Below are 25400 nucleotides of genomic sequence, written 5' to 3'. Positions count from 1 at the left end.
TATGGAACTGGCTCAGGAGCCGGATTGGGACATGGAAACACGATCGATCAAATTACACGGCCCGGCGGAATTCGAAGCCATGCGGGTTTCCGGAAAGCTCGCCGCCGAAACTCTCGACATGATCACGCCCTATGTCGTTCCCGGCGTGACAACCGGCGAAATCGACCGGCTCTGCCACAACTTCATTCTCGATCATGATGCGATTCCGGCTCCCCTCGGCTACCGCGGATTCCCAAAATCCGTCTGCACCTCCATAAACCATGTCGTCTGTCATGGCATACCGGGGGACAAGAAACTGAAGAACGGCGATTGTATCAATATTGATGTCACGACCATCGTTGATGGCTGGCACGGCGACACCAGCCGGATGTTCTGGGTCGGCGATGTGCCGGTCAAGGCACAGAAGCTGATCGACGTCACCTTTGAGGCGATGTGGGAAGGTATCAAAGTTGTCCGCCCCGGCGCGACCACCGGTGATATCGGGCATGCCATCCAAACCTATGCCGAGGCACAGCGGTTCAGCGTTGTCCGGGATTTCTGCGGGCATGGCCTGGGCCGTGTGTTCCATGACGCACCGAACATTCTGCATTACGGGAAGCCCGGCACAGGCACCCCCCTGCAGGAAGGTATGTTCTTCACCATTGAGCCGATGATCAATGCCGGACGCCCGGATGTAAAAATTCTCAGCGACAACTGGACTGCTGTCACGAAGGATAAATCACTTTCGGCACAGTTCGAGCACTCCATCGGCGTTACCGCCAACGGCTACGAGGTTTTCACCCTGTCGCCTACCGGCCTCGACCGCCCTCCCTATGCAGCAACAGCCAGCTGACACAGGCACCCCTCAGACGTCCCCGGCGCCGCATTACCTGCAGCACCGGGAGAGATTGCGGGCTCGTTTCCTGAATGGCGGCGCAGCAGCTGTTCAGGATTACGAAATTCTGGAAATCCTGCTTGGCGCAGCGATTCCCCGGCGTGATGTCAAACCGCTGGCAAAAGACCTGATCGACCGGTTCGGGGGATTGTCCGGCGTGCTGATGGCAAAGCCGGCAGAACTGACCGCGGTCAAGGGTATCGGCGAGGTCGCGGCTGCGGTGCTGAAATCGGTTCAGGCCGCGGCCCTCCACCTGCACCGCGCCGAGGTTATGGACAAACCGCTGATTTCTTCATGGGATCAGCTGACGACCTACCTGCGGGCGGTCATGGGCCGAGAAAAAATCGAGCAGTTCCGCATCCTGTTCCTCGACACCCGCAACCGGCTGATCCGCGACGAAGTCCATCAAACCGGCACCGTCAACCACACCCCTGTCTATCCCCGCGAAGTCGTGAAACGCGCCCTAGAAGTCGGTGCTACTGCCATCATTCTGGCGCATAATCATCCCAGCGGCGACCCCAGTCCGTCACGTGCTGATATCGACATGACCGACAAAATTGTCACTGCCGCCCGCGCCCTCGACATCACCGTCCACGACCATGTCATCGTCGCCGCCGGCAAAACCCTCAGCTTCCGTGAACAGGGTCTGCTTTAGGTATCAGCAGATATCCTTCGCTCAGACCTAACGAAAGCAATTCAGAATGGCCGGGCAACAAACTACAGTTCTGTGCCATATTCTTGCCACTTGATATTGATGCAATACCTCGCTACGTGTTTCGTTGAATTCGAAAAAGTGCTGTTTGTATCAATGCTGACCAAAAAACTGATCTCCCTTGCCCTGCTTTTCGCGTTGCTGTTCGCGATTGAGGGCATTGGCGTCCATGGGGAGGCGTTGGCTGAAAATACCAGCACCGGGATTTCACATCAGGTTATCCCTGAAGGTCCACACCACAGCCAGCATGGCCAGAGTCACGGCATCTGCTCGGTTTTCTGTGCATCAATCGCCGAATTTTCCCCGACAATGGTTTCCCAGCCTCTGGAAAACCAGATCCGGTTCGGCTTTGAAGACCAGATAGCAGCATCCCTGCTGCAGGATATACCGTTCAAGCCTCCACGAGCCTGATCCTCAGATCACCGCCCCTTCCGGGCAAAATTTCCATCTGAAATATACGTCCAGTCTGTCTGCAGAGATAGCGCAGACGGCCTCAGATCATCCGTCCTGTTTGACATACAGGGCTGACGACGAGGTTCGGACTGTTCGTACACATGATCATGCTATGTACGGAGCTATGAATAATGCCTTACACGAACAACACCAATATCTCATGCGGTCTGGTTGCACTCATCATTGCGGGAGCACTCGTGACCATTCAGCCAGCCAATGCTGGCGGAACACATGGTAAATCTCAGACAGGACACGCAGAAAAGACCGCCAAGGATGCTGACCGGACGATCAAGATTAAAATGCACGACAATCTTTATGATCCGGAAACTATCTCGGTAAAGAAGGGCGAGACCATTCGCTTTGTTGTCCAGAATGACGGTGAATTTGTCCATGAATTCAATATCGGAACAGCTGAAACCCATGCCGGTCATCAGAAAGAAATGATGATGATGATGGAACACGGCGTCCTGCTGCCCGACCGCATCAACCGGTCCATGATGAAGATGGATATGGGGAATGGTGTAACCATGGAACATAACGACCCGAACAGTGTCCTGCTGGAACCGGGTGAAGTCGGCGAGGTTATCTGGACGTTCGATGAAACGGCAGATCTGGAGTTCGCCTGCAATGTTCCGGGGCACTATGAGAGCGGCATGGTCGGCAAAGTGACCATCTCGCCGAAACCCGCCTCCTAAACCTGAACCGGGCATGACGAACGGTCTCGTCATGCCCGGTGATTTTCAGTTCATCCGATTCAAGGAGCAGACGAAATGAAGTTTCGGTCTCTTTATGTCGTTGCGGCCACGCTGGCCCTGACGGCAGTTTCCATGCAGCAATCCCAGGCTGTCGAATATGATCTCACTGTAGACAGGGTGGCGATCGACATCGATGGCGAAACCACCTACGGCATTGGTTACAACGGTGCCTCACCCGGACCCGTCCTTCGGTTCAGGGAAGGTGAAGATGCAGTTATCCGCGTTACCAACAATCTGGACGAAACGACCTCAATCCACTGGCACGGCCTCATTCTGCCGTACAGGATGGACGGGGTTCCGACGATAAGCTTCGACGGCATTGCACCCGGCGAGACCTTCACCTACCGGTTTCCGGTCCGTCAGAACGGAACATACTGGTTTCACAGTCATTCCGGCTTCCAGGAACCTGACGGGGCTTATGGTTCAATCGTCATTGAACCTGAAAGCCGTGAGCCGTTCAGGTTCGACCGTGAACATGTGATTATCCTGAAAGACAAACACCCGCATTCCGGCGACCGGATCATGCGCAATCTGAAAATGTCGGCTGACTATTATAACCGCAAACAGCAGACCCTCGGCGATCTGTTCTCCGATTTCCGCGACAAGGGAATAGAAGCCACCGTCGCAGACCGCAAGGCCTGGGGCGACATGCGAATGGTCCCGACAGATATCGAGGATGTGCAGGGTTTCAAAGGTCTCATCAACGGAAAGACCCCGGCACAGAACTGGACCGGATTATTCAACCCCGGTGAGCGGGTACGCCTGCGTTTCATCAATGCATCTGCCATGACTTACTTCGACGTCCGGATTCCCGGTCTTGAAATGCTCGTTGTTCAGGCCGACGGGAATAATGTTCAACCGGTAAGAGTCGATGAATTCCGGATTGCCGTTGCTGAAACCTATGATGTGATCATCCAACCCAAAGAAGACAGGGCCTACGCCATTATGGCCGAGTCAATGGGACGCTCCGGTTACGCAGCTGCAACACTGGCTCCTCGCGACGGTATGAAAGCAGACACGCCTGCCCCGCGAACAAAGACACCCCTGCTGACCATGGCCGACATGGGCATGGACCATGGCGATATGCCGGGAATGGATCATTCCAAAATGCAGGGCATGAACAAGGGAGTGGACCATTCCACTATGAAAGGAATGGACCACTCAAAAATGCAGAAGATGGACCATTCTTCGATGAAAGGCATGGATCATTCCAAGATGCAGGGAATGAGCAACAAGGCCGATGATCCGTTCTATGCAACCGGCAGCGGGCTTGTTCCGGCAGCTGAGAATGGTGGCCGCTTCCTGTCCTACGCAGATCTGAAAGCACAGAAACCACGCTATAAGCTCCGGCCTGCAAACCGTGAAATTGAACTCCGGCTGACCGGAAATATGGAACGTTATGTCTGGTCGATAAACGGCGTGAAATACGAAGATGCAGACCCTATCCGGCTGCAATATGGCGAACGGGTCCGGATTACCTTCATCAATGAGACGATGATGTCACATCCGATGCACCTTCACGGGATGTGGTCGATTCTGGATAACGGAAACGGCAAATGGAATCCGGTAAAGCATACCGTGAATGTCAATCCCGGCACGACTGTCTCCTTCGAGACTGAAGTCGATGAACCGGGTCAGTGGGCATTTCACTGCCATCTTTCCTACCACGCCGCAGCCGGAATGTTCCGGAAAGTCATCGTCGAAGGCGGACCCAAATCCGCCTCAACCAGCACAATCAACTGAGGAGGCAGGAAATGAACTCGTTTACACGCACCATTACCCTTGCCTGCGCGACTGCGCTGGCAGCACTGACTTCAACGACTGCATCAGCCCAGTCCAAAGGTCTCGTTTATTACGGCTTCCAGATGGAAGAGCTTGAATACCGGGCCGGAGATGAAGGTGAGAAACTGCTCGTCTGGGATGGAGATGCCTTCATCGGAACCGATGAACTGAAACTCCGCTGGCTGGGTTCCGGTGAACAGGACCTGGGTGAAGGGAAACTCGGCAAGCTGGAAAACCGGCTGGTTCTTCAGACTCCCGTTTCCGACTTTTTCGATATCAAGGGCGGACTGCGTTATGATTCACCGGATGGCCCAAATCGGGTCTATGGTGTCGTCGGTCTGGCCGGTCTTGCAAAGCAATGGTTTGAAATCGACGCAGATCTGTTCGTCAGTGAAAAGGGAGATGCCAGTGCCCGGCTGGATGCCGAGTATGAAGTACTGCTGACCAACTGGCTAATACTGACACCGTCTGCCACATTCGGCATTGCTGCTACCGACGACCGCGAAGCAGGCGTCGGTGCCGGCCTCTCTGATATCGAAGTCGGACTACGGCTCAGCTACGACGTGGTCGACCGCATGATCTCGCCTTATGTCGGCATCGTTTACGAACGGAAGTTCGGCAAGACCGCCGGATTTGCCCGTGATGAAGATGAAGCAGTCGATTCAACATTCGCTGTTGTCGGCCTGCGCCTGCAATTCTGATCAACAGACTTCAGTCTCCCGGAGTGCATCACAAGTGCTCCGGGAGATTCCCTAAAAATCGCGTTTCTGCGATACCCGTTCCCGAAGCATCTCCACGAAGGCGGCTGCTGCCGGGGACAGTTCATAGCCATTGCGCTGATAGACAGAGAAAGCCCGCTGGTTCGGTTCATCTTCAAGGTCGATAAAACGCACGTTAAATCCGGAAGCCAGGTTGTTCGCATAACGCGGGGCAACCGTCACCCCCACACCCTTGCTGACCAGTGACAGGGCAGTGGTGAGATAACGGACTTCCGTCGCGTCAGACAGGCGCAGGCTGGTCTGGCTGCTCTCAAGCGTGCGCTGAATATGGCCGCTGAATTCATTCGAATAGATGATCCAGCGTTCTCCGACCGTATCCCGCCAGCGCAATTTCGGTTTATCGGCCAGCGGGCTGTCTGCCGGGCAGACAATCTGCAACGGTTCATCCCACAGAAAGTCCGCCTGAAGATCATTCGGAATTGCCCGCTCCGGACCAATACCGATCTCTGCCTCATGCGCCTGAATGGATGAAATGATCCTGTCCGGCGTGGTGTCGAACAGCTTGAGCGTGACATTTGGATAGCGGGCCCGGAACTCGCCAATCGCGTCCGGTATCCAGGCACAGGCCAGCATCTGCGGTACAGCGAGACGCAGAATACCACGCTGAAGTTCCCGCATATCAACCGCGCCTTCCTCCACCTGTCGAAGGTCATCCAGCATCCGGCGGGCCAGCGGCAGAATTTGTCGTCCCGCCTCGGTCAGAAGAACCTTCCGGTTTACCCGGTCGAACAAGGGCATCCCGAATTCTGTTTCAAGCTGACGAACCAGCATGCTGACCGCAGATTGCGTGAGATGCATATTGTTGGCCGCCAGTGTGAAACTGGCCGCATCAGCGACGCTGCGAAACGCCCGGAGCTGACGAAGCGTTATATTCATAAGACTACCTGATTCATACTTCAGAAAAATTCATTGGAATGATGCTTAACTTATCCAGACAATAAAATCGAGTGGGGGAACGCCGGTTAACGGTGCAGGATCAGTTTGGGGAAGCATATGCATATCGCCGTCATCGGAGCCGGAATTGTTGGCGTGTCCACTGCGGCTTATCTGCAGCGCGATGGCCATGTGGTGACGATTATTGACCCTTTGGACGCTGGCGAGGCATGTTCTTTCGGCAATGCCGGGTCGCTGTCACCGAGTGCCTGCCTGCCGGTTGGTATGCCCGGCATGTGGAAAAAGGTGCCGAAATGGATACTGGACCCGATGGGGCCACTGACCATTCGCACCGCTTACCTGCCGAAAGTTGCCCCCTGGCTGTTTCGTTTTGTCAGTCATTGCACCAAACCGGAAGTTGAACGCATCGCCAGCGCCATGCGCAATCTGCTGGCTCCCGTGTTCGAAAGCTACGAACCGCTGCTGCAACGGTCCGGCGGCATGGGGCTGATCCGGCGGTCCGGCTGCCTGTATGTTTATTCCTCACCGGAAACGGCCGCCCAGTGGAAATGGGGCATGGACCTGCGCCGCAGCCTCGGTGTCGAGATGCGCGATGTGGATCGTGAAGAACTGGAGAACATGGAACCAGACCTGAAAGGCCGGTTCCGGTTCGGCATTTATGCGCCGGAAAACGGCTCAACACTGAACCCGTCCGCGCTGGTCAAAAACATTTACAGTCAATCGGTCAGCGATGGTGCAACCCACCTGAAGCAGCGGGTCACCGGATTTGAACAGAGCGACGGCGTCGTGACGGCCGTCCGCTTTGAAGATGGCGACAGTCTGGCCGTCGATGGCGTTGTCATTGCTGCCGGTGCCTGGTCAGCAAAACTGACGGCAGAGCTTGGCGCACATATTCCTTTGGAGACCCAGCGTGGCTATCATGTCACCGTCAAGAGCAACAACCTGAAGCTGAGTCACACCGTTATGGCCGTCGAACATAATCTGATGGTCAATCCGATGGAGATGGGCCTCCGGCTGGCGGGCACTGTTGAACTGTCCGGGCTGGAAGCTCCGCCGCGATATGAACGTGCGGATGCCTTGCTGAAACAGGGCAAGGACATGTTTCCGCATCTTGATACCAGCGACATTTCACGCTGGATGGGCCACCGCCCCTGCCTTCCGGACAGCATGCCCGTGATTGACCGTGCCCCCCGGGCCGAGAATGTCTGGTTCGGGTTTGGCCATGGGCATGTCGGCATGTGCAGCGGAGCAACAACGGGCCGGGAAATTGCCAATCTGGTTGCCGGACGGGAACCCGAACTTGACCTGAAACCATTCAGCGCCACCCGTTTTCGTCTGGCATTCACCGCATGACAGCATCCGTGACATGGGCGCTCGGGGTCGATATCGGCGGCACTTATGTCGATATCATCGCCCGTGGCAGTGACGGATCATTGCGCAGTGACAAACGCCCCTATCCGCCCGGCGCCAGCCAGGCCACAGCAACCTTCAGTGCTGTCCGGGGTTTTCTGGACGCTGAAAATATAAGTCCCGACAGTGTCGCCCGTATCCTGCATGGCACCACACTGGCAACCAACACACTGCTGGAGCGCCGGGCCGCACCGGTCGGAGTTATCACAACACAGGGGTTTGAGGACATCCTTGCGATTGGACGGCAGAGCCGTGACGATCTCTATAGTCTGGCACCTGTCTCAACCTCGCCCGTCGATATATTCCCGGCGCCTTTACGGGCCGGCATTGCCGGACGCCTGACAGCCGATGGCACTGAAATAACGCCGCTCGACACGAACGCCCTGATCCCGGTTGTTGAAAACATGATCGAACAAGGTGTCAGCGCCGTCGCGGTCTGTCTGTTGCACTCCACCGTCAATCCGGAACATGAATGTGCGGTTGCTGATATCATCACAGCCCGCTTTCCCGACCTGCTGGTGTCCCTGTCACATCAGGTTGACCCGGCACCCGGAGAATATGAACGGTTTCTCGCCACCGCGCTTGATGCCTATATCAAGCCAATGGCAATGGCCTATCTCAGCGAGCTTTCCTCGCAATTGAATACAGCCGGTCTGCCCGCACCCGAGATTGTGACATCCGATGCGACCGTGGTCACAGCCACTGATGCGGCCAGAATGCCCCTGCGTCTCGCCATGTCCGGACCTGCCGCCGCCTTGCGGGGGTTTGAAGCCCTGACCCGCCGTCACCAGAACACAGGCCGGACCACTTCGATCACGCTGGAGACCGGGGGCACCACCAGCGATATCGGTATGATCCGGCGGGGTGAACTGACCAGCGGTCGCAACCTTGATATTGGCCATCTGGCCATTCGTCAGCGGTCTGTCGATATCAGCTCTACCGCTATCGGAGGCGGCAGCATTCTGCGTGTCAATGAAGCAGGCGCTTTGCGCGTTGGCCCCGACTCCGCTGGTTCAGACCCCGGCCCTGCCGCGTTCGGACGTGGCGGCACAGTACCAACACTGACCGATGCACTCGTCGTTCTTGGCCGGCTTCCTGACAGTCTGGCCGGTGGCATTGATCTGGATACCGGGGCGGCAAAATCCGCCATGATGGAGATCGCCCGCCCCCTGGGTTGCGATATCAACACTGCATCCGAAGCCGCTGTTGCGACAGCAGCGACCGCCATTGCAGAGGCCATGAAGTCACATGCCTTCCGGCGAGGCATTGATCCGGCAGAAGCCATTCTTATGGTCGGCGGCGGCGGTGGCGGACAACATGCGGCCGAGGCAGCCGAACTGGCGGGGATAGAGACCGCACTGGTTATCGCCCAGGCAGCCATCATTTCAGCCGCGGGTTGTCTCGCCTGCTATCCGGTCGGCGCATCAGAAAAAAGCCTTCTGCAGGAACTGACCGAAGCCGCCTTTTCAGAGCTTTGCGCTGAGGCACTGCGAACCGGCAGAGACCTGACCGGCGACAACCCGGCACGCTGTCTGCTGGACATTGCCTATCGCGGTCAGCAATCCCCCATCGAAATCCCGTTCGATCCGGAACAGGATAGTCTTTCAGACATTTCCGAACGATTTGACCGGGCACATGAGACCCTTCGGGGGCATGCCGGTGGTAAAAGCCGCATCCTCCACCGTCTGCGGGTCGAGAAGCCGCGCAATATTCCGGAGGTCACAGCCGAGACATCTGTTGCCCCACACACAAACCATACATCTCCGTTTCCTGAGAGCGGGACGGGGCCGCAGTCCTTGTTTTCAGACCGGACAAGCATCTGGGTACCGCGAGGGTGGAACTGGCAGAGACTGGATGGCGGTGACATTCTGCTGTCACAGGAAAAGAGGGCAGCATGACAAGTCCCGCCATCGCGCCTGATCTCATCCGCCATATCGAGCCGACCCGGCTGACCCTGCAGGCCATTGCCGACCGGATGCAGAACAGTCTGGTTTCCGGTGCCCGCTCCGCCATTGCCCGTGAGGCCGGAGACGCCGCTGCCGCCCTGTTCATGGCTGATGGAAAACTGATCGCACAGGCCCGGTCCCTGCCCCTGTTGCTGGGGTCGCTGATCCCCGCCGTACAGGCGATCCTGAAAGCATTTCCCGCATCAGACATGCAGCCCGGCGACGGGTTCCTGCTGAACGATCCATGGAACGGCGGGGCACATCTGCCCGACCTGACGCTGATCCGACCGGTCTTTGACGGGAATCATCTGATCGGCTTTGGCGCAGCCAGCCTGCATCATCAGGATGTCGGGGGTATTACCCCCGGTTCGATCCCGCCGAACGCCCGGTCAATCTTTGAGGAAGGCCTGCGCCTGCCCCCTGTCCGGTCGCATCGAGCAGGTGAACTGGAACCATCCATTGCTGCCATTCTGAGCGCGAACAGCCGCACACCGGAGGCCCTGCTCGGTGATCTCGCGTCACAATGGTCCTGCCTTGTTCTTGGCGGACGGGAACTGACGCAACTAGCCGGCCGCCTGGGCAACAACTATTCCCGCGCCTGTCAGACACTGATCCATCAGTCCGAAGCCATGACACGGGCCGCCCTGTTGCGGGAACCCGACGGAACAAGTGAGTGGGAAGACCAGCTCGACAGTGACGGCGTGACTACGGACCCTGTAAAGATCCGGGTCCGGATTGATAAGACTGGCGATCATGTCCGGATTGATTTTACCGGCTCGTCACCCCAGACCAGCGGCCCCGCCAATGCAGCACCCGCCGCCATGATGGCCGCCGCCTTGTATTTCATGCGATGCCTTGCCCCGGACGCACCCAACAACGCAGGCTGTCTGGCCCCGCTTGACCTAGTCCTGCCCGCCGGCAGTGTGGTCAATCCGGACTATCCGGCAGCCGTGAATGCCCGCACGGCAACCGTCAAACTGGCCTGCAACGCCATCATCAGCGCCTGGAGCCGGGATCGAAGCGCCACTTCTGCGGCGGCCAATGCCGGTGTGGCGACGGTCATCGCATTCGGAGGGTCAACTGATGACGGCCAGCGTTATCAGCTGACTGAAATCGTCGCCAGTGGTGCCGGCGGATCCTCTTTCAGGCCGGGTGCGTCCGGGCTTTCGACCGATGTCGGCAATGCCCGGAATACGCCTGTAGAGATCATCGAACGGGAAACCCCGATCCGGGTTGAAAGCTATGGCTTCAACCGGGAGTCAGGCGGTGACGGCCAGAACAGGGGCGGTGACGGTCTGCGTCGCTGCTATCTGCTGACCGAAGGCACCACCCATGTTTCCTATCGTGGCGAACGACATAACAGTCAGGCCCGAGGCCTGCAGGGGGGCTTACCCGGTCTTGCATCGAAAGCTCAGATTATCCGCAGCAACGGTGACGCCGAGCAGCTCACCGCGAGAACTCAGATACAATGGCGTGCCGGTGAACGTCTCATCATAGAGACGGCTGGTGCGGGCGGCTGGGGGGCCGTCTATGCCACCCCCCATAACCCAGCAGTCAGGAGGACAGAATGCTGAAACTCACCCTACTTACCCGTCGCACCGCGATGGTTGCAGCCCTTGCGGCGGTCACCGCAACCACCAGTTTTGCCGGCCCGGCAGCCGCACAATCCTATCCGACAAAGCCCGTCACAATCGTCGTACCTTTCCCGCCGGGCGGCTCCACGGACACCCTGGCCCGCAAGATTGCCGAGAACATTTCCGGCCCGCTGGGTCAGCCCGTTGTTATTGAAAACCGCGCCGGTGCCGGTGGCACGGTCGGGGCCAACATGGTCGCGAAATCCGATCCCGACGGCTATACCCTGCTGATGGGTGTTACCGGATCAAACGCGATCAGCGCCGCCCTGCGTGATGACCTGCCTTACAACCCGCTGACCGATTTCAGCCCGGTCAGTCTGGTGGTCAGTGCGCCACTGGTTCTCGTCGTCAACGCTGACTCGCCCTATAACTCCGTGCAGGACGTCGTCGACTTCGCCAAAGCCAACCCGGAGAAGTTCACCCACGGCACCCCCGGCGTAGGCACCTCGATGCATCTCGCCGCTGAACTGTTCGGTCTCGAAGCCGGCGTCAAGCTGGTCCATGTTCCCTACAAGGGCAGTGCAGCCGCCCTGCAGGACCTTCTCGGTGGACGCGTTGATTCGATGTTCGGCGATTTGCTGGTTACGGCAGAGTTCGTGAAATCCGGGCGTCTCCGGGCACTTGGCGTTACCTCGGCTGTTGAACATCCGATGCATCCGGGTATCGCACCGATCGCCAGCAGCGGCCTCAAGGGTTATCAGGCATTCTCATGGCAGGGTGTATTCGCACCGGCTGGCACACCGGATGCTGTCCTGCAGAAACTGTATGCTGAAATCTCGAAAGCACTGGCGACAGATGATCTCCAGGCATTCTTCAAACAGCGTGGTTTCCTTGTTGAAGGCCGTACCCCGGCTGACTCCAAGGCTTTCATCGCGCAGGAAATTCCGAAATGGAAACGGGTCGTTGATGCGGCCGGTCTGAAGAATAAATAATGCAGCGTCTGGGTGGGCCTGTCGTCCGCGGAGGACAGGCCCAGCCCATCTCCCCCCTCGTCCGGGTGGATGGGCCATTACTATTTGTTTCGGGGCAGGTTCCCATCATCGGCGGCAAGATCATCGGTGATGACATCACCACCCAGACAAACTGTGTCATCGACCAGATTGAACAAATTCTGACCCTTGCCGGTGCCAGTCTCGAGAATATCGTCAAATGCACCGTCTGGCTGGTCGACAAAAATGACTATCCGGCCTTCAATACAGCCTACGCAAACCGTTTTCCGCCCGATCGGGCACCGGCCCGGTCAACCGTGATTTCCGATTTGATCGTCCCCGTACGGGTCGAAATGGAAGCCATTGCCGAAATGCCGGACAAAAGCTGATCCCGCGACCGGCGACAACAACTGAACAAGGACCACCAGGTGCCATCGCAGATCAATCGACCTGAACTGACAGCCGCTCTTGGACTTGCAGTCCTCGGTGCGCTGGTGGTTCTCGAAGGCGGCAGCTACCCGCTCGGCTCACTCACCCGCCCCGGACCGGGGTTTGTCCCGGTCGTGCTGGGTAGTCTGATTATCCTGCTGGCGCTTGCCGTGGCCTTTGATGTCCGGAAATCGGACAGTCCCAGACCAGATTTTGGCTGGCGGCCGCTACTGGCTGTGACCACAGGCATTCTGGCTTTCGCCTTGCTGGTCACACCACTTGGCTTCATCCCGGCGACCGTCGCCCTTGTGATGTTGAGTGGCTGCGGTGAAACCCGCCCCCGAATCCTTCAACTCGCGGGTGTGGCAATCTTTATGGCGCTGTTCGGCTACCTGATGTTCATCAAGGGGCTGGGTGTCCCGCTGGATGCCGTGACTGGTTACCGATGAGCAATTTCATTTCCAATATTTCCCTCGGGCTGGAAACAGCACTTTCCTTCAACTCTCTGCTGTTCTGTTTCATCGGCGTGACAGTCGGCACCATCGTCGGCGTGCTGCCCGGTGTTGGCCCGCTGGCCGCGATCTCGCTGGCCCTGCCGATGACCTACTACGTCGATCCCACATCCGCACTGATCATGCTGGCCGGCATCTTCTACGGCACCCAGTATGGCGGCTCGACAGCGTCTATCCTGCTGAATCTGCCCGGCACCGCGACATCCGCCGTAACCTGTCTGGACGGTTATCCGCTGGCCCGGCAGGGCAAGGCCGGGCTGGCTCTGTTCGTCACTGCCATTACCTCCTTCGTCGGCTCTTCCTTTGCCATTCTGCTGGTCATGGGCTTCGCCCCGATCATCGCCGAATTTGCACTCCGCTTCGGCGCACCGGACTACTTCTCAGTCATGATTCTGGGACTGGTGGCGGCATCCACTCTCTCTGTCGGATCGCCGCTGAAAGGCCTCGCCATGGTCAGCTTCGGTCTGGCGCTGGGACTGGTCGGCACAGACGTGAATACCGGTCTGTTCCGCTTTACCTTCGGGTCATTCGAGCTGTCGGACGGCCTGTCACTGGTGGCCGTTGCCATGGGCCTGTTTGGCGTCGCGGAGATTCTGTCGAACATCGGCATTACCCGCAGCACCAGCCTGTCAGCCAAAGACATTACCTTCCGCTCGATGATGCCGAACCGCAATGAATGGCGTCAGGTCTGGCGACCAACCGCACGCGGCACCATCGTCGGCTCCATCGTCGGCGCCTTGCCGGGCACCGGTCCGGGCATTGCCTCCTTCATGGCCTATGCGCTGGAAAAGCGGATCGCAAAAGACCCGTCGCGGTTTGGTCGCGGCGCGATTGAAGGGATCAGTTCACCTGAAGCAGCCAACAACGCTTCGGTTCAGGCCGCTTTCATCCCGACACTCAGTTTCGGCATCCCCGGCGATGCGGTCATGGCGGTTCTGCTGGGCGCCATGCTGATCCACGGCATAACCCCCGGCCCCAGTTTCATCGCCAACGAACCCGCCATGTTCTGGGGACTGGTGATGAGTTTCTGGGTCGGCAATATCCTGTTGCTGGTACTCAATATCCCACTGATCGGTCTCTGGGTCCGGTTGCTGACCATCCCCTATCACCTGCTCTATCCGGCAGTCCTCGTCTTCATCTGTATCGGGGTCTATTCCTCGTCGAACAGTGTCTTCGATATCTTCGTGGTGCTGATCTTCGGCATCATCGGCTATATCATGCGGAAGTTCGAATATCCGGCCGCCCCGGTTCTGCTGGGATTCATTCTGGGTCCGCTGCTTGAAGAGAACTTCCGGCGCTCGCTGCTGCTGGCTGGCGGTGATATGACGGTGTTCGTAACGGAACCGATCAGCCTTGTCTTTCTGCTGATGACACTGGCTTTTCTCGCCGTCTCCTTCCTTCCCGGCCTGAAGAAGGCTTTCATGAGTGGCGGTGAATAACCCCTCCCCTGCGCACCGTCAGTAAGGCGCGTCCACGTCACCGGTCTCTACATAGACCGACTTGATCTGGCTGTAACTGTCCAGTGCCGCCCGCGCATTTTCGCGGCCAAAACCGGATTGTCTGACGCCGCCGAACGGCATACCCGCCGGTGTCAGGTTATAGGCATTGATCCAGCAGGTTCCGGCTTGCAGACGTGCCACGACGCGATGACCACGGGCCAGATCGCGGGTAAAGACACCGGCGGCGAGACCGAACGGGGTCGCGTTGGCGCGGGCGATGACCTCTTCCTCATCGCTGAAAGACAACACCGACATTACCGGCCCGAAAACCTCTTCCCGGGCAATGCGCATATCGTCCTGCACATCAGCAAAAATCGTCGGGGCGACAAACCAGCCCGCTTCCATTCCCTGCATCGTCACGGCTTCACCGCCACAGACCAGGCGTGCCCCTTCATCAACACCGGATCGCAGGTAGCCGAGCACCCGGTCACGCTGGGCCGCAGTAACCAGCGGGCCGATCTGTGTCGCTTCATCCATCGGATCGCCCAGCCGCAGTTTCGCCGTGCGCTCCTGCAGGCGGTCCAGAAAAGCATCGCGCAGCTTGTCCTGTACAAAAACCCGGGTTCCATTGGAACAGATCTGCCCGCTGGAATAGAAATTACCGAGCATCGCACCGCCGACCGCATTCTCGATATCCGCATCTTCAAACACGATCAGTGGTGATTTGCCGCCAAGCTCCAGCGTCACCTGCTTCAGACTTGCTGCTGCGCCAGCCATCACCCGCATCCCGGTCGGGACAGAGCCTGTCAGCGAGACCTTCGCGACATCCGGGTGGGCCGTCAGTAACGCACCGGTCTCTCCATAGCCCTGAACCACATTGAACACGCCATCAGGCAAACCGGCCTCGGAATAGATTTCAGCCAGTTTCAGGGCCGACAGCGGTGTCGTTTCTGACGGTTTGAAGATCATGGCATTGCCACAGGCCAGCGCAGGAGCTGATTTCCAGCAGGCAATCTGGATCGGATAGTTCCAGGCCCCGATGCCAGCACAGACGCCCAGCGGTTCACGCCGGGTATAGGCAAAAGGCCCGCCGAAATCGATATGCTCGCCGGTCATGTCGCCCGCGATACCAGCAAAATATTCAAGACAATCCGCACCGGAGGCCGCATCAGCAACCAGTGTCTCCTGCAACGGCTTGCCGGTATCCAGTGTTTCCAGTTCAGACAGTTCACGATTGCGGACCCGCAGCAGATCAGACGCCCGTCGCAACACCCGGCCACGTTCCACGCCCGACATGGCCGCCCAGACCTGCTGACCGGCACGCGCTGAATCCACGGCCTTGCTGACCGTCATCTCAGTCGCAGCATTCAGCCGGGCGATGATTTCTGTTGTCGCGGGATAACGGCTTTCAATGACAGCGCCCTGCGTATCATCAACATACGCACCGGAAATATAATGCGACCCCGCTGGCTGCGCCTTCATGAACTGCTCCTGATAGGTTCAGATGCAAAATGCTCAGGTCCGCCGGGGGATGCAAGTTGTGCGGAAATGAGGGCGGGGGTTAACGGCTATCCTTCGAGACGGGCTTACAGCCCTCCTCAGGATAAGGCCGTTTTAAAACCGCACCTCATCCTGAGGGGCCTGCATCGCAGGCGCCTCGAAGGATAGCGAACAATACCGGAAGACTTCCGGAGCCTACCCCACCAGACCGCGGGTCATCATGTTGGTCAGGCGTTTGGCAAAAGCGACCGGGTCGGTGACGGTTTCACCTTCAACAATGCGGGCCTGATCAAGCAGCAGACGGGCTGCTTCATCGACATTGTCCGGCTGGGTTTCGACTATCTCTCCGAGGCGTTTGATCATCGGATGCTTCGGGTTGATCTCAAAGATACGGCTGGATTGCTTCTCCACCTGATTATGACGGCGGAGCAACCGCTCCAGATGCATGTCAGCATCGCCTTCGTCGGCGACCAGACAGCAGGCGCTGTCGGTCAGGCGGGTCGAGGCGCGGATATCCTTCACCTGTTCACCAAGTGCGACCTTGAAACGGGCGATCAGCATGGCGGTATCCGGCGTATCAGCCTTGTCTTCTTCCGCCTTCTCCTCATCGCTGGACGTGATCTTGTCGAGGCCGGAAGAACCACGGGTCACGGAGGTGAAGGCATTGCCTTCATAGACACCGACCGAGGGAATCCAGAATTCATCAACCGGATCGGTCAGCAACAGCACCTCAACGCCCTTCGCCTTGAAGCCTTCAAGCTGCGGGCTGAGATGGATCGAGTCCGTGTCATCGCCGGAGATATAGAAAATCTGGTCCTGACCTTCCTTCATCCGGCCAACATAATCAGCCAGCGAGACCAGCTCATCGGAGCCGGTGGTACGGAACCGGGCCAGCGCCAGAAGATCATCACGGCTGGTATAGTCTTCGTAGAGACCTTCCTTCATCAGGGCGCCGAAATTGCCCCAGAATTTCGCATATTCTTCCGGGGCCTTCTCTGCCTTCTTCTTCAGTTCGCCGAGAATGCGTTTCACAAGACCGGACTTGATCTTGGCGATGACCGGATTGGCCTGCAGGGTCTCACGGCTGACATTCAGAGGCAGATCCTGCGAATCCACCACACCCCGGACAAAACGCATATAAGCGGGCAGCAGTTCCGGGCAGTCATCGGTGATGAAAACGCGGCGGACATAAAGTTTCAGATGCTGTTTACGTTCAGCCTCGAACAGGTCGAACGGCTTTTCTGTCGGTACGAACAGCAGGTTCGTATATTCGATGACACCTTCAACCTTGTTGTGCATCGTGAGCCACGGGTCATCCATGGTCCGGCCGACATGGTTGTAGAATTCCTTGTAATCATCGGCGGAAATCTCGCTCTGCGATCGGGTCCAGATTGCCGAAGCCGTATTCAGGGTCTCATCTTCACCGTCTTCACCTGCCATCACGATGGGCAGTGCAATGTGATCTGAATAGGTCTTTACGATCTGGCGGAGCTTGAACGGATCGAGATAATTTTCCGCGCTCTCGCGAAGATGCAGGGTAATTTCCGCACCACGGGTTGCATCCGGTGCACTGTCCACGGTGAAGGTGCCCGCGCCTTCCGATATCCAGATCCAGCCTTCACTGTCACCCGCCTTCCGGGACTTCACCTCAACCTTTTCAGCCACCATGAAGGCAGAATAGAAACCCACCCCGAACTGGCCGATCAGAGCGACGCTTTTATCTTCGCCGCTTTCGATCGCCTTGCGGAAAGCTTCTGTTCCGGATTTCGCAATGGTACCGAGATTCTCGACCAGATCATCCCGGTTCATGCCGATACCGTTATCGGCCAGCGTGATGGTTCCCGCATCCTTATCAACGGACAACCGCAGTTTCAGATCTCCGTCACCTTCAAGCAGCGCCTCGTTCGTCAGCGCTTCGTACCGTAATTTGTCGCAGGCATCCGAGGCGTTGGAGATCAGTTCCCGCAGGAAGATATCCTTGTCGGAGTAAAGCGAGTTGATAACGATATCGAGCAGCTTCGCTGTCTCGGCTTTGAATTTAAGCTTCGATTTGGCCATGAATTCCATTCCTTGTTAGTCGTCGTGCCAAACGGCTGGCCAGATATGGATTCAATGACACGGTAGCGCAAGGCGCAGGTTTTTCGCTTACTCGGCAGCAACAGCCGCCGGCATGGTATCCAGTGGTGCCACATAGAGCTGTCCGGAGGCCGTAAAACCGGTTTCAACAGTGACCCCATAAATCTCCTGAATCCGGGCCGAAGACAGCACCTCGACCGGGCTGCCATCACTGACCACCCGTCCCTGCCCCATCAGGATGATCCGGTCCGCAAAGCGGGCCGCCAGATTGAGGTCGTGCAAAGCCACCAGACTGACCGACCCCCGCTCGCGGGTTGCCGCACCGACACGTTGCAGCACATCAATCTGATGGCGAAGGTCCAGCGCACTTGTCGGCTCATCCAGCAGCATCACCGATGGCGCACGCACCAGCGCCTGAGCGATGGAGACCAGTTGCTGCTGGCCGCCACTCAGTTCACTGACAATCCGGTCAGCCAGACGGGATATTCCGAGACGGTCCAGCGCCATCTCCACCGTTCCGATATCATCGGCAGAAACCGTTGCCCGGCCTGATTGCTTCAGGGCCAGCAGAACCACTTCGAACACACTGAGAACCGCATTCATGGCAAAGACCTGCGGCATGTAAAAGATATGCGCGGCGCGTTCTGCCGGAGGCATGGTAGCCACATCCTGACCGGCAAAACAGATCTGCCCGCCCAGCGGCCTGATGAGCCCGGCGATTGTCCGGAACAGGGTCGACTTGCCCGCCGCATTCGGGCCGATGATGGCGATCACCTCCCCCGGTTTCAGATCATTGATGGTGACATCATCAAGAACGCGATGCGCACCATAACCGGCACTCAATCCACTGATATCCAATGACATTACCAGAGCCTCCTGCGGGATTTCATAACCAGACTGATGAAGAAGGGAATACCGATCAGGGAGGTGATGATCCCGATGGGATAGATCACTCCCGGCACGATGGCTTTCGAGACCGTCGAGGCAATCGACAGGATCAGCCCGCCGCAAAGACCTGACAACGGCAGGAAGAAACGCTGGTCCTCGCCAACCAGAATGCGGGCGATATGTGGTCCAACCAGGCCGACAAAACCGACCGTACCGACAAAGGAAACGGAGGTCGCCGCCAGCAGTGAAATGCAGATCAGCATCTCGATGCGAAGCCGCACCACATTAACGCCAAGACTTGCCGCCTTGTCGTCACCAAGCCGCAGGGCGGTCAGCGCCCATCGACGATGCAGCATCAGCGGCAGAACTACGGCCAGCAAGGCAACCGCACCAAAGATTTTCGGCCAGCTTGCACGCCCCAGACTGCCCATCATCCAGAACACAACCTGCTGTAGCTGGGTCTCTGACGCGCCGTACTGAAGCAGCGCCAGAAGCGAATTGAAGGTGAACAGCAAGGCAATACCGACCAGAATCATCGTCTCCGCATTCACCCCCCGCACGCGGGTGATAAAATAGAGCATCCCCGAGGTGAGCAGAGCGAACAGGAAAGCATTTGCCGTGACCAGCAGATGCCCGGCAACCGGGATCAAGCCGATACCCAGCACAATGGCCAGCGCCGCCCCGAAACTGGCGGCAGATGAAATACCGAGTGTAAAGGGATCGGCCAGAGGGTTGCCCAGAATGGTCTGCATCTGTGCGCCGGCGACCCCCAGCATCACACCGACCAGCAAGGCGGTCAGTGCCACGGGAAGGCGCAGATCCCAGACAATGACCTCCATCCGCACGCCATATGACGCCGGATCAAATAAAGTGCCGATGACCGTAAGCGGGCTGAAATTACCCGGACCAATAAATAGATCAGCAAGCAAGGCAGCTAGCAAGGCCAGCAGGCCACCAACCAGAATCAGGGTTCGCCGGCGAACGGTCAGACGGTAACCGCTACCGGTTGTCTCAATGGTTTCGGTCATAGTTGTGCCCATGAAGAAATGACCCGCCGGAAAAGTTCCGGCGGGTCAGAGTCTGTCTACTGAAGTTTTGCCCAGAACAGGCCTTCGTTACTGATCGGCAGGAACCTGTCATGCAGTTCAGTCATCGTGGCGTTCGGATCGATATCCTTGAAGTCTTCCGGATAGAACCATTTCGCAAAAGCCTGAACGGCGACAAAATGGTAGGGGTTGTTATAAAACTGGTGATACATCGAATAGAACTGCTTTGCCTTCACCGCTTTCAGGGTTTCCCAGCCCGGACGGGATGCCAGCGCCTTCATCCTCTCCTGCGCCATCGCCATATCCGCTTCATAACCCAACAGAACAGCCGTTGTATCAGGCACTGCTTCTGACCAGTTTGCGCCGGTACCGATGATGATGTCCGGGTCGGTTATGAACAGCTGCTCCGGATTGATGTTGCCACTGAATCCGGTGAACATGGTGGAACCCCAGTTCCGGCCACCGGCTTCTTCAACCAGGCGTCCGAGATTGGCGGAACCGAACGTGCTGCAGCATTTGTTCGGATTGTAGCCTGCCGCACGCTCAACAAAGACCAGCGGCTTCTTGTCTTCCGGCTTGTTGATTGTCCGCGTATAAACCAGCCGCATCTGTTTCAGATAGAAGTCGTTATAGGCCTGCGCTTCTTTTTCTTTTCCAAGCAACCGGCCCAGAAGCTGAATGCTGGGGACTGTGTTCTGCGTCGGGCGCTGACGGAAATCGATGAAGACCACGGGAATTCCGGCTTTCTCCAGCTTCTCAATGATGCCGGTTTCCTGAGCCTTCATGTATTCGCCAAGGTTCAGAATCACCAGATCGGCATCGACGGCAATCGCCTTCTCGACACTGAAATCAGCCGCATAGGGGCTCCCGAAATTTGCCATATCGGCAAGTGCCGGAAACTTTGCGAGATATTTCCGGTAGGCATCCGGGTCATACAGGATCATGTCGTCTTTCCAGCCGACCACATGTTCGAACGGGTTTTCCTTCTCCAGCGGTGCGATGGCGTAAATCTGACGCCCCTCACCGAGGATGATCCGTTTCACCGGCGTGTTGACCGTAACAGTCCGGCCAGCGACATCGGTAACTTCTGCGGCCTGAGCAGCCACTGCGAGCAGCATTGCCCCTGCAGCAAGGGTGAGGCTTCGGAAGAAGCCGCCTGATCCATTCATTTGTAATCTCCGGGATGTAAGTCAGTGGTCTGGACGGAGATCATTACTGAAATTGCAACTGACTCGCAATATCATATTTGAAAGATCAGAATTCTTTAACCGACTCGATAAGGGGCAGCAGCGGGATATGCAGCTGTGCTGACAGGATTTCACAACCGCTCAGCCCTTGTATATCAATCGATTGCCACGAAATTGTTGAATGATGAACTGAAACCGGCAAGGGTTTGAACATGAACGGTGAGAACCCGGTAGTGACCGCCGTGTTGGGTCCGACCAACACAGGCAAGACACATCTGGCCATAGAGCGGATGCTTGGACACGCGACCGGAGTCATCGGATTTCCGCTTCGCCTTCTGGCTCGCGAAAACTATGACCGGATCTGCAAGCTTCGCGGCCCCGGGCAGGTAGCCCTGATTACCGGTGAAGAGAAAATCATCCCGAAACGACCGCGCTGGTATGTCTGCACGGTCGAATCCATGCCTGTCGATCTGCCACTGGACTTCCTCGCCATTGATGAAATCCAGCTTTGTGCAGACCGCGAGCGCGGGCATATCTTCACAGACCGGCTGATGCATGCCCGCGGAACACGGGAAACCATGTTCCTCGGTGCCGAGACGATACGCCCGATGATCCGGCGGCTGGCACCGGATGCGGTCTTCGAGACCCGTAACCGACTGTCGACACTCAGCTATGCCGGATCAAAGAAAATCTCCCGCCTTCCGGCCCGATGTGCCGTCGTTGCCTTCGGCATTGACGATGTCTATGCCATCGCCGAACTGATCCGCCGCCAGCGGGGTGGCGCGGCTATTGTCATGGGCGCCCTCAGCCCGCGAACCCGCAATGCGCAGGTCGCCATGTTTCAGGCGGGCGAGGTCGACTATCTTGTCGCCACGGACGCTATCGGCATGGGCCTCAACATGGCAATCGACCATGTTGCCTTTGCCAGTCTGGCAAAGTTCGATGGCCGCCGCCGCCGTTATCTTGCCGCGCCGGAACTGGCGCAGATCGCCGGACGGGCCGGACGCAGCATGAATGACGGTACTTTCGGTGTCACCGGTGACTGCCCGCCGATAGATGCGGACCTGGTTGATCGGATAGAAAGCCATGAATTCGATCCGGAACGCCGCCTTTACTGGCGCAATACCGACCTTGATTTCCGCAATGCAGACAGCCTGCTGTCCAGCCTGACAGCCCCGCCGCCCCGTCGCGAGCTGCAACGGTCCCCGGATGGTGATGATGTCATCGCGCTGCAGATTCTCGCCCGGGATCCGGATATCCGGAAAATGGCGAACGATCCCGAAATTGTCCGCCTGCTCTGGGATGTCTGCCAGATACCTGACTTCCGGAAAGTCATGGGCGAGGCGCATAGCCGGATGCTGGCCCGCATGTTCAACTGGCTGGCCGATGGCGACCGTGTCGTGCCCGAAGACTGGATGGCAACGCAAATTGACCGGCTGGACCGTGACGATGGCGATATATCTACCCTGATGGGCCGCATTGCCGGTATCCGGACATGGACCTATGTCGCCTATCGCAGTGACTGGCTGAAAGATGCAGAAGTCTGGCGCGAACGGTCCCGGGCCGTGGAAGACAAGCTTTCCGACGCCCTGCATGACCGCCTGACCCAGCGGTTTGTCGACAAGCGGACTGCCCATCTGGTGAAACGCCTGAATGACGACGAAAACATCCCGCTGCTGGCTGCTGTCTCCCGTGATGGTGCCGTAACTGTGGAAGGGCATCATATCGGCCAGCTGGACGGTTTCCGGTTCCGTGCTGACGAGGCTGAGACACTGGGCGGCAAACGAACTGTCGCAAATGCGGCGCGACGTGCGCTCCGGCTTGAAATCCGCCGCCGCATCACCGCCATGGGACAGACTGACAGTAACCGTTATTCCCTGTCGGATGACGGCACCATCCTGTGGGGCGATGACAGCATCGGCCGGCTGACACGCAGCAGCGACCTGCTGGCCCCGGATGTCATGGTCTATGACAGTGATCTGTTTGAAGCCGGTGACCGGGAACAGGTGACCCGGCATCTGCGGGAATGGCTGAATGACTACCTGACCCGGCATCTGGCGTCATTGCTGAAACTCCGTGACCCTGATCTCAAAGGCACTGCACGCGGGCTTGCCTATCAGCTCAGCGAGGCTCTCGGCACTCTGCCGACCCGTGCGGTCAGTGATCTCAGAAAAGATATTTCAGACCATGACAGGAAAGGCCTGGCACGTCTCGGCGTGCGGTTCGGGCTGGAAACCATCTACATGCCGGCCTTGCTGAAGCCTGCCGCTATTGCCGCCCGTGCGGCGCTCTGGCGCTGTTTCCACGATGAAGGACCGGCCCTGCTGCCACCGGAAGGGCGGGTCTCGTTCGATCTGTCGGACCTTGGGAGACGGGATTACTGGTATGCCCTCGGCTTCGCCACCATACGCCACGAGGCCCATGGCTTTGCCCTGCGCGTCGATATGCTGGAGCGGATTGCCGCCATCGCCCGAAAACTCAGCTGGAAAGGCCCTTTCACGGCCAATGCCGAGATGGCCTCACTGGCGGGCGGAAGTCTCGACGCTGTCGTCTCGATCCTGAAATCCATCGGTTTTCGCCCCCGGACGACAAAGGAAGGTATTGTCTTCACGGCAACGCCACGCGCCCTTGGCAAGCAACGAAAACCAAAGCGCCACCGGCCAGCCGGACCCCAACAAAAATCGCCCGCTGTTTCATCTTCACCCTTTGCCATACTTCAGGGAGTTGTCGGTAAATGAACGAGACGGAAGACACGCTGCGTATCGACAAGTGGCTCTGGCATGCCCGCTTTTTCAAAAGCCGCACGCTGGCCGCAAAATTTGTCTCGGCCGGTCATCTGCGAATTGATGGCGCAACCGTCTCAAAAGCCCATTTCATGATCCGGCCCGGCCATGTACTGACCTTCCCGCTCGGCAACCATATCCGTATTATCCGTGTCGAGAAACTCGGTGAGCGGCGCGGTCCGGCACCGGAGGCACAGTTGCTGTATCACGATCTTGACCCGCCCGAACTGCGTGTAGCCCGCTCACCGGAAACACCGCTGGTGCCGGTACGTGACGCCGGGGCCGGGCGACCGACCAAGAAGGAACGACGCGCCATCGACCGTCTGCGGGCCGACAGCGGCGTCTCTGACTGATTACGTACCACTCAGATCAGTAGAAGTACTTCCGGTCCTCGGTTGACGGATACATATGGGCGACCTGCTCCGTATAGCCGTTATACAGCTTCGTCGGCACCCGACCGTCCTGACCCAGCACCTGTTCGGTTGCCTGGCTCCATCGCGGATGGCTGACTTTCGGATTCACATTGGCGTAGAAGCCATATTCCTTGTCCTGCAGGGTCTCCCAGAATGAGACCGGCTGCACATCGGTAAAGGTAAAACGCACAATCGACTTGATGCTCTTGAAGCCATATTTCCAGGGCGTCACCAGTCGCAGTGGCGCACCGTTCTGCTTCGGGATCGCCTTGCCGTACAGACCGGTCGCGATGAAGGTCAGATCGTTCTGCGCTTCTTCAATGGTCAGGCCTTCCACATAGGGCCAGGGCTGGAAGAAATAGTTCTGACCGGGGGCAACTTTCGGATCCTGAAAAGTCGTCATCTTGACGTATTTCGCCCCGGATTTCGGACTGGCCAGCGCAACAAGCTGCTTCATGGTGAAACCTGACCAGGGCACCGCCATCGACCAGGCCTCAACGCAGCGATGGCGATAGAGTCGCTCTTCCAGCTGCACCTTCTTGATCAGGTCGTCAAAGCCCAGGGTCATTTCCTTGTCGACCATTCCGTCGATGGTAATTTCCCAAGGGCGAAGCGGCAGCGCCTGTGCCTGCACCCAGATGTTTTTCGAGGTGCCGAACTCATAGAAATTGTTATAGGTGGTCGCGAGCTTTTCCTCGGTGATCTCGCGATCCAGCCGGTAGGCCAGATTACGCTGAACCGGATACATATCAGCCGTCGGATCAACCTCAATCTCGGTGGCCACGGCCTCACCTGAGTCACAACCGGCCAGCAGGGCCGCAGCACCAGATGCCAGTATCGGCCCGGTCGCGATGGTTTTCACCAGTCGGCGGCGGTCGTGAAACAGACTTTCCGACGTTGCCTGACTTTCCGGCATTTCCCAGCTTTTACGTTTCTTGATCAGCATACCCTGCTCCTGC

Annotated in this window: 22 protein-coding genes; 15 read left to right on the top strand and 7 right to left on the bottom strand. The window is 57.8% G+C overall.

Annotation, left to right across the window (positions count from 1 at the left end):
• Positions 1 to 31: 31 nt before the first annotated feature.
• The 6 genes from map to GH722_11440 all read left to right on the top strand — a co-directional run bounded on the left by map (position 32) and on the right by GH722_11440 (position 5277).
• Positions 32 to 832, top strand: a complete 801-nt coding sequence (gene map, locus GH722_11465; protein MRG72393.1) for a type I methionyl aminopeptidase — start codon at positions 32 to 34, stop codon at positions 830 to 832.
• Entirely contained in the window at positions 813 to 1529 is a 717-nt protein-coding gene (gene radC / locus GH722_11460; protein ID MRG72392.1) for a DNA repair protein RadC, read from the top strand. The genes map and radC overlap by 20 nt, the downstream gene beginning before the upstream one ends.
• Before the next feature lie 99 nt (positions 1530 to 1628).
• On the top strand, positions 1629 to 1997 hold the full coding sequence (locus tag GH722_11455; protein ID MRG72391.1) for a hypothetical protein: 369 nt from the start codon (positions 1629 to 1631) through the stop codon (positions 1995 to 1997).
• A gap of 173 nt (positions 1998 to 2170) precedes the next feature.
• Positions 2171 to 2734, top strand: a complete 564-nt coding sequence (locus GH722_11450) for a copper-binding protein (GenBank protein ID MRG72390.1) — start codon at positions 2171 to 2173, stop codon at positions 2732 to 2734.
• Positions 2735 to 2809: 75 nt separating this feature from the next.
• Positions 2810 to 4537 (top strand): copper resistance system multicopper oxidase, encoded by a 1728-nt coding sequence (locus GH722_11445; GenBank protein ID MRG72389.1) that lies wholly within the window; start codon positions 2810 to 2812, stop codon positions 4535 to 4537.
• 11 nt (positions 4538 to 4548) lie between these two features.
• Entirely contained in the window at positions 4549 to 5277 is a 729-nt protein-coding gene (locus tag GH722_11440; GenBank protein ID MRG72388.1) for a copper resistance protein B, read from the top strand.
• A gap of 51 nt (positions 5278 to 5328) precedes the next feature.
• Here the strand turns inward: GH722_11440 and GH722_11435 are convergent, their stop codons facing one another.
• Positions 5329 to 6231 (bottom strand): LysR family transcriptional regulator, encoded by a 903-nt coding sequence (locus tag GH722_11435; GenBank protein MRG72387.1) that lies wholly within the window; start codon positions 6229 to 6231, stop codon positions 5329 to 5331.
• A 117-nt stretch (positions 6232 to 6348) separates the two neighbouring features.
• Here GH722_11435 and GH722_11430 point away from each other — a divergent pair, with 117 nt between their 5' ends.
• The 7 genes from GH722_11430 to GH722_11400 are packed head-to-tail and all read left to right on the top strand — an operon-like array spanning position 6349 to position 14548.
• Positions 6349 to 7602, top strand: a complete 1254-nt coding sequence (locus GH722_11430) for an FAD-dependent oxidoreductase (GenBank protein MRG72386.1) — start codon at positions 6349 to 6351, stop codon at positions 7600 to 7602.
• On the top strand, positions 7599 to 9557 hold the full coding sequence (locus GH722_11425) for a hydantoinase/oxoprolinase family protein (protein MRG72385.1): 1959 nt from the start codon (positions 7599 to 7601) through the stop codon (positions 9555 to 9557). The genes GH722_11430 and GH722_11425 overlap by 4 nt, the downstream gene beginning before the upstream one ends.
• Complete coding sequence (locus GH722_11420) at positions 9554 to 11179, top strand: hydantoinase B/oxoprolinase family protein (protein ID MRG72384.1); 1626 nt, start codon at positions 9554 to 9556, stop codon at positions 11177 to 11179. Before GH722_11425 ends, GH722_11420 begins: the two co-directional genes overlap by 4 nt.
• A gap of 29 nt (positions 11180 to 11208) precedes the next feature.
• The gene (locus GH722_11415) at positions 11209 to 12171 is read left to right on the top strand and encodes a tripartite tricarboxylate transporter substrate binding protein (protein ID MRG72383.1); all 963 of its coding nucleotides are present in this window, start codon (positions 11209 to 11211) and stop codon (positions 12169 to 12171) included.
• On the top strand, positions 12171 to 12557 hold the full coding sequence (locus GH722_11410) for a RidA family protein (protein MRG72382.1): 387 nt from the start codon (positions 12171 to 12173) through the stop codon (positions 12555 to 12557). The genes GH722_11415 and GH722_11410 overlap by 1 nt, the downstream gene beginning before the upstream one ends.
• Before the next feature lie 21 nt (positions 12558 to 12578).
• Positions 12579 to 13046: a hypothetical protein gene (locus GH722_11405; protein ID MRG72381.1), complete on the top strand. Its 468-nt coding sequence runs from the start codon at positions 12579 to 12581 to the stop codon at positions 13044 to 13046.
• Positions 13043 to 14548, top strand: coding sequence for a tripartite tricarboxylate transporter permease (locus tag GH722_11400; GenBank protein MRG72380.1), 1506 nt, complete (start codon positions 13043 to 13045; stop codon positions 14546 to 14548). The genes GH722_11405 and GH722_11400 overlap by 4 nt, the downstream gene beginning before the upstream one ends.
• An 18-nt stretch (positions 14549 to 14566) precedes the next feature.
• Here GH722_11400 and betB read toward each other — a convergent pair whose 3' ends face one another.
• The 5 genes from betB to GH722_11375 all read right to left on the bottom strand — a co-directional run bounded on the left by betB (position 14567) and on the right by GH722_11375 (position 21227).
• Positions 14567 to 16030 (bottom strand): betaine-aldehyde dehydrogenase, encoded by a 1464-nt coding sequence (gene betB, locus GH722_11395; GenBank protein MRG72379.1) that lies wholly within the window; start codon positions 16028 to 16030, stop codon positions 14567 to 14569.
• Positions 16031 to 16243: 213 nt separating this feature from the next.
• Positions 16244 to 18106 carry a molecular chaperone HtpG gene (gene htpG / locus GH722_11390; GenBank protein ID MRG72378.1) on the bottom strand — a complete coding sequence of 621 codons (1863 nt, stop codon included), beginning with the start codon at positions 18104 to 18106 and terminating at the stop codon, positions 16244 to 16246.
• Between the two features lie 87 nt (positions 18107 to 18193).
• On the bottom strand, positions 18194 to 18988 hold the full coding sequence (locus tag GH722_11385) for an ATP-binding cassette domain-containing protein (protein MRG72377.1): 795 nt from the start codon (positions 18986 to 18988) through the stop codon (positions 18194 to 18196).
• Positions 18988 to 20040 (bottom strand): iron chelate uptake ABC transporter family permease subunit, encoded by a 1053-nt coding sequence (locus GH722_11380; GenBank protein ID MRG72376.1) that lies wholly within the window; start codon positions 20038 to 20040, stop codon positions 18988 to 18990. The genes GH722_11385 and GH722_11380 overlap by 1 nt, the downstream gene beginning before the upstream one ends.
• A gap of 56 nt (positions 20041 to 20096) precedes the next feature.
• Positions 20097 to 21227, bottom strand: coding sequence for an ABC transporter substrate-binding protein (locus GH722_11375; protein MRG72375.1), 1131 nt, complete (start codon positions 21225 to 21227; stop codon positions 20097 to 20099).
• 230 nt (positions 21228 to 21457) lie between these two features.
• On the opposite strand from GH722_11375, the gene GH722_11370 reads away from it, so the two are divergent.
• Together GH722_11370 and GH722_11365 are read left to right on the top strand one after the other, a co-directional pair.
• Complete coding sequence (locus GH722_11370; GenBank protein MRG72374.1) at positions 21458 to 23983, top strand: disulfide oxidoreductase; 2526 nt, start codon at positions 21458 to 21460, stop codon at positions 23981 to 23983.
• Positions 23980 to 24381: an RNA-binding S4 domain-containing protein gene (locus tag GH722_11365; GenBank protein ID MRG72373.1), complete on the top strand. Its 402-nt coding sequence runs from the start codon at positions 23980 to 23982 to the stop codon at positions 24379 to 24381. The genes GH722_11370 and GH722_11365 overlap by 4 nt, the downstream gene beginning before the upstream one ends.
• Before the next feature lie 16 nt (positions 24382 to 24397).
• On the opposite strand, the gene msrP is transcribed toward GH722_11365, so the two are convergent.
• Positions 24398 to 25387: a protein-methionine-sulfoxide reductase catalytic subunit MsrP gene (gene msrP / locus GH722_11360; GenBank protein ID MRG72372.1), complete on the bottom strand. Its 990-nt coding sequence runs from the start codon at positions 25385 to 25387 to the stop codon at positions 24398 to 24400.
• Positions 25388 to 25400 lie beyond the last annotated feature (13 nt).

This window comes from Alphaproteobacteria bacterium HT1-32 (genome assembly GCA_009649675.1).
Taxonomy (GTDB): Bacteria; Pseudomonadota; Alphaproteobacteria; order Rhodospirillales; family HT1-32; genus HT1-32.
The sequence above is the reverse complement of the archived record's forward strand: the minus strand, read 5'-3'. Positions and strand labels throughout refer to the sequence as shown.